The following is a 15,919-nucleotide window of genomic DNA, read 5'->3' as shown; positions in this document are numbered from 1 at the left end:
CGGGAGACCCGTGTCCTCTCTGCCCCCGCAGCCCCTCAGCCCGCTCGACGGACGGTACTTCGCCACCGTCGCGGACCTCGGCGACTACCTGTCGGAGGCCGGTCTCAACCGCGCCCGCGTCGAGGTCGAGGTCGAGTGGCTGCTCGCCCTGACCGACCGCTCGCTGTTCGGCACCTCGCCCGTCTCCGACGCCGACCGCACGCGCCTGCGCGCCCTCTACGAGGAGTTCGGCGCCGACGAGATCGCGTGGCTGAAAGAGAAAGAAGCGGTCACCCGCCACGACGTCAAGGCCGTCGAGTACCTCGTGCGCGACCGCCTCGACACCCTGGGCCTCACCGCCCTCGCCGAGCTGACCCACTTCGCGTGCACCAGCGAAGACATCAACTCCACCGCCTACGCCCTCACCGTGCAGCGCGCGGTCGAGCGCGTGTGGCTGCCGAAGCTCCGCTCGGTCACCGCCGCCCTCGCCGAGCTCGCGACGCAGCACCGCGACGCCGCGATGCTCTCGCGCACGCACGGGCAGCCGGCCACGCCCACGACCATGGGCAAAGAGATCGGCGTGTTCGCGTGGCGCCTCGAGCGCGTCATCCGTCAGCTCGACGCCGGGGAGTACCTCGCCAAGTTCTCGGGGGCCACCGGCACCTGGTCGGCGCACGTCGCCGCCGAGCCCGACGTCGACTGGCCCGAGTTGACGCGCGCGTTCATCGAGTCGCTCGGCCTGGGCTTCAACCCGGTCACCACGCAGATCGAGTCGCACGACTGGCAGGTCGAGCTGTACGACCGCGCGCGTCACGCGGGCGGCATCCTGCACAACCTCGCCACCGACATCTGGACCTACATCTCGCTGGGCTACTTCACGCAGATCCCCGTCGCGGGAGCCACCGGTTCGTCGACGATGCCGCACAAGATCAACCCGATCCGCTTCGAGAACGCCGAGGCGAATCTCGAGATCGCCGGCGGGTTGTTCAGCACTCTGGCATCCACCCTCGTCACCAGCCGCATGCAGCGCGACCTCACCGACTCGACCACGCAGCGCAACATCGGCGTCGCCTTCGGACACTCGCTGCTCGCGCTCGACAACCTGCAGCGGGGACTGACCGAGATCTCGCTCGCCGAAGACGTGCTGCTGGCCGACCTCGACGTGAACTGGGAAGTGCTCGCCGAGGCGATCCAGACCGTCGTGCGCGCCGAGATCGCCGCCGGTCGCTCGCAGATCACCGACCCCTACGCGCTGCTGAAGGACCTCACGCGCGGACGCCGCGTCGGCGGCCCCGAGCTCGCGGAGTTCGTGCGCGGTCTCGACATCGGCGACGCCGCGAAAGAGCGCCTGCTCGCGCTGACCCCCGCCGCGTACGCGGGCCTCGCGTCGCAGGTGGTCGACGCGCTGTAACGCGCTGCGGGCGCGGTACGCGCCGCCGCCCCGCCCCCTCCGTGAGTGTCCAGAACACCCGGACGATCTTCGGAAGCGTCCGGGTGTTCTGGACACTCGACGTGTTCTCGCGCCCGCGTCGTGCCGGCGCGGCATTCGCGTCGGCGAGCACCCCACCGCGAACTGCCCCTGGACGTCGCGCACCGGTGCCCCATAGTGTTGACGTCAACATCCCCCACCGCGGCCCCCGGGCCGTCGTGCGCCGCACCGTCGCGGCGCAGATCGGAACAGACGCGATGACGCCTCGACGCCCCTCTTCCTCTTTCGTGCGCACGCTCCTCGCGGCCGTGACCGCTGCCGTGGTCGCCGGAACCCTGGCATCCCCCCTCGCGGCGAGCGCCGCGGGCGGCGTGCCGACCGATCCGAACGACGGCGTGCCCCGGATCGACCCGCCCGTCACCTACACGAACTTCCAGCCGCTCGCCGACCCCGGCCTCGGCGCGGCCGACTACTTCCAACCGGCCTGGTACGACACCGACGGCCGGCACATCCAGGCGCACGGCGGGCAGGTCGTCACGACCGAAGAGAACGGCCAGACCGTCTCCTACTGGTACGGCGAAGACCGCACGAACGGCTACTGGAACAGCCCCGGCGTCGCGGTGTATCGATCGACGGATGCCAAGAACTGGACGAACCTCGGAGACGCGCTCCGCAGCATCTCGACGCGGGACGACCTGCTCACGCCCTACTTCGAGGATCTGTACGACACCGTCGACGAGAACGGCCAGCCGCGCACCGAGAAGATCGACGCCCTCGCGTACCACCTCAACTCGACGCAGAACTCGGATTACACCGCGATCTTCGAGCGCCCCAAGGTGCTGCACAACGCCAAGACCGGCAAGTGGGTCATGTGGTGGCACGCCGACGGGCGCACCGAGCCCGGCGGCAGCACCTACGCGCGGTCGATGGCGGCCGTCGCCGTATCGGACTCGCCCGCGGGCCCGTTCCGCATGACGGGCGCCTTCCGCATGCCCAACCGCACGGACTACCAGGCCTGCACGCAGTACGCGGTCCCCGGTCAGGCGCGCGACATGACGGTGTTCCAGGACGACGACGGCAAGGCCTACATCTCGTACTCGTCGGAGGAGAACTACAGCCTCTACGTCGCCGCCCTCGACGACGCCTACACGAACGTCACCCACACCACCGATCGCGACACCCTCGACGTCAACCAGTACTCCGAAGACGGCCGCTACCCCTACGTCTTCGCCGACGGGACCCCCGCGGCGCCCGAACGGGGGAAGGACTTCCAGATCGTCAAGGAGTGCGGCCACCTCGAGGCGCCCGCGATCTTCGAGCGCGACGGCACCTACAGCGTCGTCACCTCGGGCGCGACCGGCTGGGCGCCCAACCCGCAGACGTACTACACGACGAAGAACCTGATGGGCACGTGGATCCGCGGTGTCGACGCGAACGACGTGAACGAGACCGTCTCGTACAACGCCATCCCCGACGGGGGTGACGGCCTGCTCTCGATCGGCGACGTGCGCCGCTCGACGTTCGGCTCGCAGACGACGAACGTGTTCGAACTCGAGCCGGGCAAGTTCGTCTACATGGGCGACCGCTGGAACGAGGGCAAGTCCGACTCGACCTACGTCTGGCTCCCGCTCACGGTGGGCGAGAACGGACGCCTCGAGATGCACAACCCCGCCGCCGAGGACCCCGCGCGCTACGGCAAGGGATGGGACGCCTCGTACTGGGATGACAAGGGCTTCGGCCACGGCACCTGGCGCGCCGTGACCACCGGTCTGCCCGAGACCGTCCGCCGCGGCGCCACCCCGCAGCTGCCCACCAGCGTCCCCGTCGACACCTCCGCCGGCACCGCCCCGGTCGCCGTCACCTGGTCGACGGTCGACACGAGCGCGCTCGGCCCGCAGACGATCACCGGCACCCTCGCCGCCGACGCGAACTTCACCGCCGGTCGCTCGTTCCAACGCACGATCACGGTCGCCGAGCCCGGCATCGCCGACATCGCCCCCGAGGCGACGGTCACCGCGTCAAGCCGCTCCGACCTCGTCGCCTCCCTCACCGACGGCAACCCCACGGCCAAGGGCTGGGACGACTGGACCGGAAACGGCTACCCGCGCGACAGCTGGCTGCAGTTCGACTGGGGCACCGACCGCACGTTCGACTCGATCGTCGTGCACACCTACAAGGACGGGGCGACGGCGACCTGGCCCTCGCGCATCCAGGTGCAGTACCGCGACGCCTCGGGCGCATGGAAGGACACCGCGATCGAGGCGACCCTCGCTCAGGATGCCAGCGCCCCGGCCCCCACGGCCGTGATCGACGCCCGCACGCTTCCGGCGGCCAGCGCCCTGCGGCTCCGGCTGACGAGCCAGGCGAACACGTGGCAGTCGATCTCTGAGGTCGACGTGTGGGGCAACGCCTCGGCCGTGAACGTGTGCCGCGATATGGGCACGACGGTGTCGGCATCCTTCCACCAGACGAAGTGGGCCACGATGCCCGCCTCCAACGCGTGCGACGGCCGACTCGGCACGGCGTGGTCGACCTGGACCGACGCGGGCTACAAGGACTCCGCGACCTTCACGATGGAGACGTTGGAGATCCACCGTCTGAACGAGGTGCGCTTCACGAACCTCGAGGGATCGATCGCGGGTGTCTCGCTCGAGTACCGGGACGACCACGACAACCAGTGGAAGCCGCTGCCCCTCACCGGTGACGCGCCCACGGTGACGAACGGCGTCGAGACGACGTTGTCGTTCCAGAAGGTCCTGGCGACGGGCCTGCGTTTCACCTTCGCGACCCCCGGGTCGTACCTGAAGATCCCCGAGTTCTTCGTGGCCGAGGCCGGCGGGATCGCGCACATCGAGCCGTTCCTGCGGACGCAGCCCAACGCCGCCGGCTGGTACACCGCCGCTCCCGTACCGGTGAGCCTGTCGCACGACGGCAACACCGACGTCGAGGTGCAGTACCGCATCGACGGCGGGGCGTGGCAGACGGGGCCGGACTTCGACGTCACCACCGACGGCGACCACACCGTCGACTACCGCGCCCTGTGGAACGGCACCGAGGTGCCCGAGGTCGCCGGATCGCTCCCCATCCGCATCGACACGGCCGCCCCGACCACCGAGGCCTCGACCGAGAAGCCCTCGACGCTGCTGCGCCTCATGCAGCCGGCCGCGGTGTTCCAGGCCCTGGCACCCGCCGAGGCGACGGTGGTGTTCCAGGCGACGGATGCCACCTCGGGCGTCGCCCTGACCGAGTACTCGCTCGACGGCGGGACGACGTGGACCGCGGGCTCGAGCGTGACGCTCACCGGCGCCGGAGACCACCTCGTGCAGTTCCGCTCCACCGACGTGGCCGGCAACCTCGAGCAGGCGCGGTCCGCGACCGTCACGGTCGTGGCGGGGGCCGCACCGGGGGAGGGCGCGGGAGCGGGCGACGGCTCCGGAACGGGCACGGGTACCCCCGGCACCCCGGCGGGCACGATCGGCGGATCCGGCGGATCCGGCGGGACCGCGGCGTCCGGCGGCGGTCTGGCCGCCACCGGCTCCGAGATGCCTCTGGCCCTCGGCATCCTGGCCCTGGTCTTCGGGGGTCTCGGCGCGGGTCTGCTTCTTCTGCGCCGCCGCCGGCACGCCTGACGTCGCCGCTCACGCGACGTGAGTGTCCAGAACACCCGGACGAAGTCCCGAAGCGTCCGCGTGTTCTGGACACGCGACGGGCGGGCGGCGCGCGAGGCGCTGTCCGCGGGCGTGAACCCCCGCGCGCGGGCCGCGCACGCGGAGCGGGAGAATGGATGCCATGCGCGCGATGATCATGGATGCCCTGGCCGAACCCCTCGAGGTGCGCGAGGTCGAGGCCCCGAGCGCCCCCACCGGCGGGGTCGTCGTCGAGGTGCACGCGACGGGCCTGTGCAAGAGCGACTGGCACGCGTGGGTCGGGCACGATGACGTCTTACTCCCCCACGTTCCGGGGCACGAGCTGGCGGGCGTGATCGTCGAGGTCGGCGAGGGCGTGCAGCGCTGGAGCGTCGGCGACCGCGTGACGGTGCCCTTCGTGATGGGCTGCGGGGCCTGCGAGTGGTGCCTCGGCGGCAACGCACAGGTCTGCCCCGACCAGCAGCAGCCGGGCTTCACCCAGTGGGGGAGCTTCGCCGAGCACGTCGTGCTGCGCGCGGCCGACACGAACGTCGTGCGCATTCCCGACGACGTCTCGTTCGAGGCCGCGGCCGCCCTCGGCTGCCGCTTCGCCACCGCCTACCGCGCGCTCACGGGGCGGGCGCGCGTGCAGGCGGGCGAGTGGATCACCGTCGTCGGCGCGGGCGGCGTGGGCCTCAGCGCTGTGATGATCGGCGCCGCCCTGGGCGCGCGCGTCATCGCGGTGGATCGCACCCCGGCGGCTCTCGACGCGGCGAAGCGGCTCGGGGCCGAGCACACGCTGGTCGCCGACGGGTCCGACATCGCCGCGGCCGTGCACGAGATCACCGGCGGCGGCAGCCACGTCTCGGTCGACGCGGTCGGCAGCGCCCAGACGGCGCGCGACGCCGTCCTGAGCCTGCGTCGACGCGGGCGGCACGTGCAGATCGGGCTGCTCCCGACCGCCGACGGCATGACCTCGATGCCCATGGCCCGCGTGATCGCGTGGGAACTCGACCTGCTGGGCAGCCACGGCATGGCCGCGGTGGACTATCCCGAGATGCTCTCGCTCATCGAGAGCGGCGCCCTGCGACCGCAGGAGCTCATCGAGCGCGTGGTGGGACTCGCCGAGGCGGCCGACCTGCTGCCGACGATGGACTCGGCGTCACCCGCGGGGATGACGATGATCGACCCGCGCCGGTAGTCGCGGGTCGCGATCGGCGCGTCAGGCGCGCGGCTCGGTGGGGCCGTCGTCGGCACGCGGAGACTCGGGCGCGGCCGCGGCCTCGGGGGCGTCGGCATCCGAAGCGTTCTTCGGAACAAGCAGCGGACGGTCGACCGTGGCGGTGACCTTGGAGGGGTCGACGGCCAGCAGCAGCAGCGCCAGCGAGACGAGAGTGACGATGAACGTCGCTCCCGCGGCGATCAGGCCCACGATCAGCGCGCGCTGGATCTGGTCGGCGGGCCGCGTCTGGAAGAAGCCCATCGACATGAGCGTGACGAACCCGGCGAACAGGGCGGCGATGAAAGCCAGACCGAGAAGCTGAACGGGCTTCATCAGGTCGCGGCGGGTGGTGGGCTTGTCGGTCATGACGCGGCCTCCTCGGAGGGTACGGCCGGAACGGGCTCGGTGCGGCGCGGAGAGAACCCCGCGATCGCGAGGAACACGGCGACGACCGCCGCGTACCCGCCGAAGAGACCCACGGCGATGGTGATGCCGGTCAGCGTGAACGAACCCGCCCCGGCGATGCTGTAGTCGAGCGCGTACTGCTGGATCGGGAGCAGCAGCACGACCCCGAGGACGAGACTCAGGATGCCGATGAGCACGCCGTCGCGCGCACCCGCGGCCCCGATTGTCTTGCGCTGGCGCAGGGCGCCGATCAGCTCGATCGCACCCGAGACGAGAGCCCACGCGATCACGACGCCGAAGAAGACGCCGGTCGTGCGCCAGGTGCCGACGCTGGCGACCATGCCCGCGACGATCGAGACGATCGCGAGGAGCGCCGGGATCAGGCGCTCGCCGCGCGGGTGGACGAGCCACACCGACAGGGCGAAGACGAGCCCGGTCGCGAGCGCGAAGCCGCTGAACACTCCCAAGCCGAGGGGTGCGGAGTGGTCGGACGAGAAGGTGACCATGACGGCGGCCAGCGCCGCGAAAAGGGCGCGCGCGAGCTGCACGTGGCGAACGTCGAAGGCGCGCTCGGAAGAAGGAGTGGTCACGGAGGGTCCCGGAGAGACGGTGTCGATGTCGCCCAGTCTATTCCTCGGCGCCTGAGCGGACTTTGTGGACGCTCGACGTCGAGATGCCTGCCCGGGACGCCCCCTCAGACCGCTCGGGCGGGCACCGCGTGCCGCGCGGGCGCGGGCGGGCGGAGCATGGCCATCGGCGAGGCCCCGCGGATCCCCGGGATCGGCGCGATCTCTTCGAAGCCGAGGCGGCCGTAGAGGCGGCGGTTGTCGGGGGTCGACGACTCAAGGTAGGCGGTCGTGCGCGTGACGTCGAGCGTCTCGAGGCGGGAGCGCAGGAGAGCACCGCCCACACCGAGTCCGCGCGCGGCGGGCGAGACGCCGATCTGGGCGAGGTACCAGTGCGGCGACCGCGGGCGGTGACGCGCCAGCCGCGACGACAGGGCCGCCGCCCGGACGATGCCGGCGACGCCGAGGGCCGACAGGTAGCCGGGGAGCTGGCGCCAGGGGAGGGATGCCGCGCCGGAGCCTTCCCACGCGGCCACCCCGAGGATCTCGTCCCCGTCGGAGCGACGAGCGAGGTCGACGCTGCCGGTCTCGAAGGCGGCGCCCCGCAGGAGCGCGGTGAACAGGGTCGTGAGCCGCTCGATGCGGCGACCGCCCGGAAGGATCGCGGCCATCACGGGATCGTCGCGGAAGGCCTCCGCGAGCACGCGCGCGGCGGCGGGGAGGTCGGCCTCTCGAGCGGGGGTGATGTGCAGGTCGGTCATCTCGTCTCCAATTGGTCCGTGTGGATATATTCAGTATGCGAGACTCGACCGCCCCGATCGCTTGGAGAACGCCGTGAACGCCGAGGCCCCCACCCGTGACTACCTCCCCCTCGAAGAGCGCCGCGAACGCCTGCTCGACGCCGCCCTCGCCGTCGTGGCCGATGCGGGCGCGTCGGCACTGAGCCTGCGCCGGGTCGCCGAGCGCGCCGGCGTCGCGCATCGCGTGGTGACCTACGCCTTCGGATCCAAGACCGCCCTCGTCGAGGCCGTGCTCCACCGCGCATCCCAGCGCACCCTCGAGGCCGTGTGGGCCGACGACCTCGCCCTCGACGACTTCGCCGCGGCCGCGCGTCTCGCACTGCGCGGACTCGCGCGCGACCTGCGCCGACACGAGAGCGAGTACCGCGTCGTGAGCGAGCTGACGGCATCCGCCCGCTCCCATCCCGACCTGCGGGCCGCCGCGCAGAGCGAGATCGAAGCGAGCATCCGCGCCATCTCGGACAGCATCGAGCGCTGGTCGACGGCGACGGGGCGGACGCTCGAGACTCCGATCCCGATCGTCGCCGCCGCCCTGCGCGCAAGCGTGGACGGGCTGGTCGAGTGGTGGCTGAGCAGTCGCGACGACGCGGCTCTCGACGACGTGGCGGATGTCGTGGCGTCGGCGTTCGAGGGCCGGGAAGCGGGTCGGACGCCCGCACCGAGGGGGTAGCCGACGGCGTTCTCAGCCGATTGCTCACCTTCGCGTAGGTTTTTCACCATACGATCGTCTTGCCGAACCGATCGAAGGAGAAGCCGTGATCCCCCCGTCCGTGAGCCCCGCCCGATCATCCCGTCTCGCCGTCGTCGCCGTCGTCCTTGGGGCGCTGCTGACCGTCGGCCCCGCCGTCACCGCCGCGATCGTGCCCGCCACCGTCCAGGCGGAGGTCATCCACTACCGGCCCGCGACACCGATCGCGCACGGGCCGTCGATCCACTTCTGACCGCCCGATACGCGACCGAGGGACCGAGCCGAGGGGCCCGGTCCCTTCGTCGTCCTCACGTCGCGGATCGTTCCCGTGTGCGTTCCGTGAGGAACCCTCGCCCCACCCCGGGGCGGCGGCAGAATCGCCGGGTGAGTGAAGCAGACGGTTCCGATCACCCCGCCCTCGCGTCTTCGGACGTCGACCTCGAATCGGGCGCGATCCTCGGGTACAACTGACGCTCCGGCGGGTCACCGACGTCGATCCCCATGACGAGGTCGATGACCCGCCGGTCACTCGACGAGCTGGCGCTCCTTCTCGGCCAGCGTGCGCTCGACGGCGGCGGCCACGCGCTCGTCCTCCGCCTGCTGGGCCCGGCGACGGCGCTCGCGCAGCAGACGCGGACCGAAGACCGCCCCCGCGACGATCAGCACGACCAGGAGCAGCAGCGGCCACGGAATCGCCCACCCGAACGTCGACACCTCGATCGGATCGAGGGTCGAGATGGAGCCCGCGGCATCCGTCACGATCGGGGTCGCCGACACCGACGCGATCAGTACACCCATCGCGGCCACCGCGGGAACCCGCACGTCGCGCTCCCAGCTCTCGCCGGGCAGCAGGGTGGGGGCCGCGTCGTCGGGCGCGGAATCGAGACGCGCGAGCCCGAACGGACCCGTGACCGCGTCGGCCTCTTCGGCCGCGAGCGAGACGTTCCCGGTGTTGTGCAGGCGGTAGTGCACGGTGGCATCGCCGAAGAGGAAGGGCACGAAACCGCCGTCCCACCCGACGCGCAGGTCGTCGACGGCGAGCGCCGGGGCGAGGTCTCCCCCGACACGGATGCCGGTGCGGATGCCCAGGCGACGATCGACGTTGACGTTCGCGGAGGCGTCGGCGACCGTGAGCGAGGTGACGACCCCGCCCGCGTAGTCGCCCGGAGTGGCGTTCTGGGGCACGTCGACCGCGAACGGCACCTCGACCGTCTGACCGGCCGGGACGGTCACGTGACGCTGCGGCACGGTGACCCACGCGCCCACGCCCACCGACTGCTCGCCGGCGACGCGCAGATCGAGAGCGCCGGTCGAGGTGGTGTAGCCGTCAGCGGCGTACACGTCGAGCTCGACGGCCTCGGCGCCGCGGTTGGCGACCACGAGGGCGTCGTCGAGGTGGGCGCCGGGGTTCAGCGCGTAGCTGTAGTTCGTGCGATCGGCGCCGAGCGCGTTCGAGGCGGTCCGCACGGTCCAGGTCACGTCGTCGGTCGCGGCCAGGGCGGGCGCGGCACTCCACGCGCCCCCGGCGATCACAGCGGCGGCGAGGGCGAGGGCGGCGACCCGCGACAGGGAGGGCAGTCGAGTCATGGGGGATCCTTCGAGAGGGTCGCCGGCGGGGAGACGAGCTCCCCGCCGGCGCTGTTCGCTCTGGTCAGCCGGCCAGGGCGGTGAGGGTCAGGGTCGCGCGGTAGCTTCCCTTGTCGATGGTGTTGGGGATCTTCAGGTCGAGGTCGGCGCCGACGACTCCGGCGCTGCGGTCGTGACCGGTGGGAGCCGAACCGAGCAGGCGGGAGACCGACAGACCGTCGCCACCGTCGTACCCGGAGTTCACCGCGGCACCCGCGACGGCTCCGGCACCCGGGGTGACGACCTTCGGCGCCCATCCGAGGAACGAGCCCTTGAAGGTCTTGCCGTCGTCGACGAAGTCGCCCACCGACGCCGAGACCGACCACGGCGACTTGCTCGCGCGGGTGTCGGTGACGGTGATCGGGTTGATCTGACCGGTGGCCTCGAAGTACTGCAGGTTCTTCTCCTGCGCGGTGCCCATGTCGACGAGGCCGTTGTGGCCGTTGATGGTCCACCCGAACTCACCGGGAGCGCCCGTGGGGACGTCGACCTGGATGTCCTGACCGTCGCCGTGGTTGGGGTGGATGGTGACCTCGTCCTGGATCGTGCCCACGGCTTCGGCGGGCTTCGAGCCGTTCTCGGGGCCGCACCAGAGCACCTTCTTCAGCTCGACGGCCGCGTTGGGCGCGTCGCAGGTTCCGGAGCGGATGTTCTGCACGACCAGCTGGTCCTTCTTCACCTGGACCTTCACGTACGAGCGCACGTGCTCCTGGTTCTGCACGGAGTTGTACCAGTAGTTCGCCGGGTTGAGCGGGTCGGCGCCGTTGCCGGCACCGCTCGTTCCGCTGCTGTCGGGCGTGGTGATGTCGTAGTACTTCGATCCGGATGCCGTGTTGGCGGTGACGTACACGACGCCGCCGGGGCCCTCGAAGACCTCGTCCTGACCGGGCTTCTCGTCGGCGTTCGCCTTGGCGCCGTTCTTGATCTCGTACGAGCGCGAGTAGCTGTGGTCGTGGCCCTGGAGCACCAGGTCGACGCCGAGCTTCGAGAACGCGGTGGGGAAGTCGGTGCGACGCACCTTGTTGTCGGAGTCCTTCGCGTGATCGGCCGGCGAGTAGATCGCGTGGTGGTACACGAGCACCGTGTACTTGGCATCCGCCCCGTGGGTGTTCACGACGTCGGTGACGTACGAGATGTGCGCGTCGTCGCCGCCGCCGCCCTGCGAGGTGGCGTAGCTGTTGCTGTTCAGGTCGATGTACAGCACGTCCTTATAGATGAACCAGTAGTCACCGCCCGACTCGGTGCCGATGCTGCCCGAGCCCTTGCGGTAGTAGGCGCCGGAGCGATCGGTGTTGGGGGTGTACAGGTGCTGCTCGTAGGCCTTGCCGCCCACGTCGTGGTTTCCGATGGTGGCCGCCCACGGGATCTGCCGCAGGGCGTCGGGGGCGAGGAAGGCGTTCCACTGGTCCTCGCGGTTCGCGGAGTCGACCTGGTCGCCGCCCGAGACGAGCATCTCGGCGTTCGGGTTGGCCGAGACGGCGACGTTCATCGTGTCCTGCCAGCCGGCCTGGTCCTTCGCGATGTCGCCCGAGGACCCGATCTGGGGGTCGCCGAAGAAGAGGAAGTCGTAGTCGCCCTCGAACGACTGCGTCTTGAAGGCGTAGGTGTCCGACCAGTTGCCCTCGGAGCCGACGCGGTACGAGTACGCCGTGTTCTCGGCGAGCCCGGTGATCGTGGCGTGACGGTTGAAGCCGCCGCTCGTGGCGATGTTCGCCGTTCCGGATGCCGAGAAGGTCGTCGCCGACGCCGGGAACTGGCCGCCCGTCAGCGCCGAGGTGGGCGCGAGCTGCACCGTCTGGGCGGTGTCGGCCGAGGAGTACCAGGTCACGATGCGCTGCGACTGGTCGGCACCGACGCCGAGGATGACGCCGGTGAGGGTGGCCGTGGTGTCGGCCATCGCCGCCGGGACGCTCGCCACGCCCGTGAGGACGAGGGAGGCGCCGACCGCGGCGGTTGCGATCCACGAGACACGGCGACGCGTGCGCGTCCCGTGCGACGTCGATGCGGTGAGGAACATGGCTGTCCGTTTCTTTCGAGGGGGTCTCTGGTGCACACTCACCGATGGCGAGCGCATCCCACGCTCCGCCCGCCGGGTGTCGTCCGAGTGAATTGTTGACTCAGCACACGTATCGGCTGCGCCAACACCCGTCACTCGATGCCGAGGATGCGCTGCACGAACCAGACGAGTCCCGCGACGGTGACCACGACCGCGATCGCGGCGCTGACCCACATCCCCACGCGCGGGGCGCGATGGCGCAGCAGCACCAGCAGGGGGAAGACGATCACGATGATGCCGATCTGCACGGCCTCGATGCCCACGTTGAACACCAGCAGCGACCACAGCAGCGTCCACGACCAGGGCTCGTCGATGCCGAGCGCCGAGGCGAAGCCGAGACCGTGCACGAGACCGAAGACGAACACGACCGCAACGCGCAGCCAGCCCGCGCGGTCGAGCCGCAGGAAGCCGTGGGCCTTCGACAGGTCTTCGTCGGCCTGATCGCGGCGGACGAGACGCCAGAGGTACCACGCTGCGACGACCGCGATCGAGAGGGCGATGGTCGGCTCCACCACCTCGGGGGGAGCGGCGATCACCCCGGTCGCGGCGAGGATGAACGTCACCGAGTGCGCGATGGTGAACGTCGTCGCGGCGATCACGATCTCGCGCAGGCGCCGGGATCCGACGATCAGCGCGAGCAGGAAGAGGATGTGGTCGATCCCGGTCAGCAGGTGCTCGGCGCCGAGGCGGAAGAACTCCCAGAACCGCTCCAGCGGCGACTGCGCGGTGGTGAACGAGGGGTGCTCGGCATCCAGCACCGTGCTGCCCTCGTGCAGGTCGAGGTTGTACGTGAGGATCGTCTTGGTGTCGGTGACGTAGCCCTCGGCGTCGGGGAAGAGCGAGGCCGCGATCTCGTGCCCGTTCTCGGACGGCGGGCAGGCGTCTTCGAGGGTGACGACGGCGTAGGGCACTCCGTCCTGCTGCGTCATCGAGATGTCGTCGTCCATGCGCGCGGTGCACGCCGCCCCGGACGCGGTGATCCGGAACCGCTCGCTGACGTAGCGGGCGATCGTGTCGCGGTGCGAGATGAGCACGGCGGCCTGCGCTGTCGCGTCGCCGTCCTGGAACGCGGCCATCCCCTCCTGGTAGAGCGGGTCGTCCTTCTCGGCGTCGGCGGCCGAGACGACGAGCAGGTCGTACTCGAGCTGCAGCTCGGCGCGCACGACGCCGGTGCCGCCGCTCTCGAGGTTCGCGTAGACGACCGACAGGATGCCGTGGGCCGAGGCCGGAGCCGCCAGGGACAGCAGCGCCGCGATCCCCGCGGCCACGAGCAGGACGCGCGAGAGGACGCGTCGAACAGAGTCAGACATGTGCACCTTTCCGTCGGAGATCGTGCGCGCTCGTCGTGAACGGTTGCCCGCGGTGGGGCGAACGGAAACGAAACGTGCGGGCGGTGTTCTCCTGCGCGCCACCTGCACGGTTCAGGGTGAGGGGGTGAAGCGACGGGTCCTGGCCGCGGTGTCGGCGGCGGCGATGGTGGCGGTCCTGGCGGGCTGCGCGAGCGACGAGGGCTGGTCGGCGATGCGTCCCGCTCCCGCGGCCGTGGGGTCCCCCGCGCCGGGCTTCGCCCCCGCGACCGCTCCGGCGCCCGAGTCGACGCACACTCCCGCCCCCGGCTCGTGGAACGGGGTGTCCGCCCCCGCGGGGTACCGGGTCGCCCTGCTCACCGTGGGCGATGACGCTCCCACCGCGACCCTCGTCGCCGCGGTGCGCGACTGGGCGGAAGAGACCCACGCCGACCTGCGCGTCGTGCACGCCGACGACGACATGATCGACGGGGCCGTGCGCGCGATGGAGCTCAATCCCGACCTGATCATCAGCGCGGGAGACGCCCTCGTCGACCCGCTCGCGACGGTGACCGCGAATCACCTCGACCGCCAGTTCCTCATCGTCGGCGCCGAGCTCGCCGAGCCGACCGAGAACGTCACCGCGGCGGACTGGACCGGGGCCGCCTACCGCGGCGAGGGTCTGGGCACCGCCGCCGCGTACGATCCGTCGACGTTCACACCCGAGCGCGCGGGCGCGGCGGTGCGCGCGGGAGTCGCGGCCGTGCTCACGGGTCTTCGCGGCATCGTGCTCTGGATCGACTGAGCGGGCGCCCCGCCTCGGCGTTCGCGCTCCGTGGCACACGCTCAGGAATCCTCCGAACCTCTGTCGCCGGCGCCGGGCCAGGGCTGAGGTTGTGCGAATCGCTGAGATCGGGTGCGTCGCGGCCGCCGGTCGAACCCCGCGCTGCGGGTGCGACCGGGAGCACAGGCTCAGGGATTCGCACAACCTCCGTTGCCGGAGCCTGATTCGGGCTGAGGTTGCGCGAATCACCGAGCCTGGGGGCGGGGATGCCGCGCGTCGCAGGGCCTCAGGCGCGGCGCCGCCGCGAGCGGATGGCCACGCCCGCCACCACGGCCGCGACGGCCAGGGCCGCACCCCACAGCGCAACCTCGGCCCCCGTGGCGGGAAGCGCGCCGGGGCGGGGGGTCGTGGCATCCGGAACCGCGCTCGAGGCGGGCGTCGGCGTGGGAGTGGTCGGGGCGCCCGTGCGCGCGGGCACCTGCACCTGGATGACCATCGAGTCATCGCTCGGCGCGGCGCCGTCCGCGGCCAGGGGGAGCCAGACGGCGGATGCCACGAGCACCGCCGCCGTCGCCTTGAAGGGGATCACGGAGCCCAGTGTGGCGGCCGCGGGTGAGCGCGAGGCGACCGGAGAGTGAACGGCGGACCGCGTATCGCGCCCTTGCCGTATCTGTCAGGGTTCTCTGCGATCGCCGCCCAGACGGGGCACTGAACCGCTGGCGCCACCCCCTCCGCGACCCTCGCGGTATCATGATGCAACCAGAGAGGGAGGACGCCACCATGGTCATGACGGTTCGCCTGTCAGACGAGGCGGAAGCGCGCCTCGAACACCTCGCCGCCGTGATGCAGATGAGCAAGAACGCCGTTATCGAGCAGGCAGTCCTGCACATGGACGAACGCGCCGAACGGCGCCGCCGGTTCCGCGACGCCATCGCCCAGGTGGACAACCGAGACGCCGAGCTCCTCGACCGACTCTCCCAGTGACCGAATACCTCCATCCCGAGGACGTCGACGAGCTCATCGCGGATAAAGGCTTCCACTACCGAGATCGGGGCGGCCTGCTCTCCGCCCTCGCCGCCCCCATGCCGGTTTTCGGCGAAGAGGTCCACGAAGGCATCCACCGCAAAGCCGCCGTGCTCTTCACCGCGATCAACCACAACCATCCACTCCTGGACGGCAACAAACGGCTGAGCTGGTACCTCACCGCAGTGTTCTACGACTTCAACGGGTACACCCTGACGGCCGACCCCGACGAGGGCGACCGCTTCGTTCGGACGGTCGCTGGCGAGAATCCGCCCTCACTCAGCAATGTCCAGCAGTGGTTCGAGGAACACACCCTCCGCACGGGCTGACACCCAGGGATCTGAGCCAGCCGACCAAAGAGGGGCGGCCGTCCTCCGCTGCCCGGCGCCGAGCACGCTCGAGCGGACCTCATGCGTGCGATCTCTGCGG

Annotated in this window: 15 protein-coding genes; 8 read left to right on the top strand and 7 right to left on the bottom strand. The window is 71.0% G+C overall.

Annotation, left to right across the window (positions count from 1 at the left end; all coding sequences use genetic code 11):
* The first annotated feature begins 10 nt into the window (after positions 1–10).
* From purB to BLS25_RS04500, 3 genes are all read left to right on the top strand, one after another.
* On the top strand, positions 11–1,390 hold the full coding sequence (gene purB, locus BLS25_RS04510) for an adenylosuccinate lyase (protein ID WP_056224831.1): 1,380 nt from the start codon (positions 11–13) through the stop codon (positions 1,388–1,390).
* A 326-nt stretch (positions 1,391–1,716) separates the two neighbouring features.
* Entirely contained in the window at positions 1,717–5,037 is a 3,321-nt protein-coding gene (locus BLS25_RS04505) for an OmpL47-type beta-barrel domain-containing protein (protein WP_256335535.1), read from the top strand.
* 160 nt (positions 5,038–5,197) lie between these two features.
* Positions 5,198–6,235 (top strand): zinc-dependent alcohol dehydrogenase family protein, encoded by a 1,038-nt coding sequence (locus BLS25_RS04500; protein WP_074694806.1) that lies wholly within the window; start codon positions 5,198–5,200, stop codon positions 6,233–6,235.
* A gap of 21 nt (positions 6,236–6,256) precedes the next feature.
* On the opposite strand, the gene BLS25_RS04495 is transcribed toward BLS25_RS04500, so the two are convergent.
* The 3 genes from BLS25_RS04495 to BLS25_RS04485 all read right to left on the bottom strand — a co-directional run bounded on the left by BLS25_RS04495 (position 6,257) and on the right by BLS25_RS04485 (position 7,988).
* On the bottom strand, positions 6,257–6,622 hold the full coding sequence (locus BLS25_RS04495) for an amino acid transporter (RefSeq protein ID WP_074694582.1): 366 nt from the start codon (positions 6,620–6,622) through the stop codon (positions 6,257–6,259).
* The gene (locus BLS25_RS04490; protein ID WP_081349683.1) at positions 6,619–7,251 is read right to left on the bottom strand and encodes an acyl-CoA synthetase; all 633 of its coding nucleotides are present in this window, start codon (positions 7,249–7,251) and stop codon (positions 6,619–6,621) included. Before BLS25_RS04490 ends, BLS25_RS04495 begins: the two co-directional genes overlap by 4 nt.
* 104 nt (positions 7,252–7,355) lie before the next feature.
* On the bottom strand, positions 7,356–7,988 hold the full coding sequence (locus BLS25_RS04485) for a GNAT family N-acetyltransferase (protein WP_074694580.1): 633 nt from the start codon (positions 7,986–7,988) through the stop codon (positions 7,356–7,358).
* A gap of 73 nt (positions 7,989–8,061) precedes the next feature.
* Between BLS25_RS04485 and BLS25_RS04480 the strand changes: the two genes are divergently transcribed.
* Positions 8,062–8,697, top strand: coding sequence for a TetR/AcrR family transcriptional regulator (locus BLS25_RS04480; protein ID WP_074694805.1), 636 nt, complete (start codon positions 8,062–8,064; stop codon positions 8,695–8,697).
* An 85-nt stretch (positions 8,698–8,782) separates the two neighbouring features.
* Positions 8,783–8,968, top strand: coding sequence for a hypothetical protein (locus BLS25_RS04475; protein WP_056224839.1), 186 nt, complete (start codon positions 8,783–8,785; stop codon positions 8,966–8,968).
* A 272-nt stretch (positions 8,969–9,240) separates the two neighbouring features.
* Here BLS25_RS04475 and BLS25_RS04470 read toward each other — a convergent pair whose 3' ends face one another.
* The 3 genes from BLS25_RS04470 to BLS25_RS04460 form a co-directional block, all read right to left on the bottom strand.
* Positions 9,241–10,302: a WxL protein peptidoglycan domain-containing protein gene (locus BLS25_RS04470; protein ID WP_074694579.1), complete on the bottom strand. Its 1,062-nt coding sequence runs from the start codon at positions 10,300–10,302 to the stop codon at positions 9,241–9,243.
* Between the two features lie 64 nt (positions 10,303–10,366).
* Positions 10,367–12,358, bottom strand: coding sequence for a purple acid phosphatase family protein (locus tag BLS25_RS04465; RefSeq protein ID WP_074694578.1), 1,992 nt, complete (start codon positions 12,356–12,358; stop codon positions 10,367–10,369).
* Positions 12,359–12,489: 131 nt separating this feature from the next.
* Positions 12,490–13,707 (bottom strand): HupE/UreJ family protein, encoded by a 1,218-nt coding sequence (locus BLS25_RS04460; RefSeq protein WP_074694577.1) that lies wholly within the window; start codon positions 13,705–13,707, stop codon positions 12,490–12,492.
* A gap of 124 nt (positions 13,708–13,831) precedes the next feature.
* On the opposite strand from BLS25_RS04460, the gene BLS25_RS04455 reads away from it, so the two are divergent.
* On the top strand, positions 13,832–14,488 hold the full coding sequence (locus BLS25_RS04455; protein ID WP_256335534.1) for a type 1 periplasmic-binding domain-containing protein: 657 nt from the start codon (positions 13,832–13,834) through the stop codon (positions 14,486–14,488).
* A 265-nt stretch (positions 14,489–14,753) separates the two neighbouring features.
* Here BLS25_RS04455 and BLS25_RS04450 read toward each other — a convergent pair whose 3' ends face one another.
* Complete coding sequence (locus BLS25_RS04450) at positions 14,754–15,056, bottom strand: LPXTG cell wall anchor domain-containing protein (RefSeq protein WP_074694576.1); 303 nt, start codon at positions 15,054–15,056, stop codon at positions 14,754–14,756.
* 197 nt (positions 15,057–15,253) lie between these two features.
* Between BLS25_RS04450 and BLS25_RS04445 the strand changes: the two genes are divergently transcribed.
* Both BLS25_RS04445 and BLS25_RS04440 read left to right on the top strand, forming a co-directional pair.
* A complete protein-coding gene (locus tag BLS25_RS04445; protein WP_176786309.1) occupies positions 15,254–15,451 on the top strand; it encodes a ribbon-helix-helix protein, CopG family in 198 nt (65 codons plus the stop codon).
* Positions 15,448–15,819 (top strand): type II toxin-antitoxin system death-on-curing family toxin, encoded by a 372-nt coding sequence (locus tag BLS25_RS04440; protein WP_074694574.1) that lies wholly within the window; start codon positions 15,448–15,450, stop codon positions 15,817–15,819. The genes BLS25_RS04445 and BLS25_RS04440 overlap by 4 nt, the downstream gene beginning before the upstream one ends.
* Positions 15,820–15,919: the final 100 nt, after the last annotated feature.

The sequence above is a fragment of the Microbacterium testaceum StLB037 genome (assembly GCF_900104345.1).
GTDB lineage: Bacteria > Actinomycetota > Actinomycetes > Actinomycetales > Microbacteriaceae > Microbacterium > Microbacterium testaceum_A.
The sequence above is the reverse complement of the archived record's forward strand: the minus strand, read 5'-3'. Positions and strand labels throughout refer to the sequence as shown.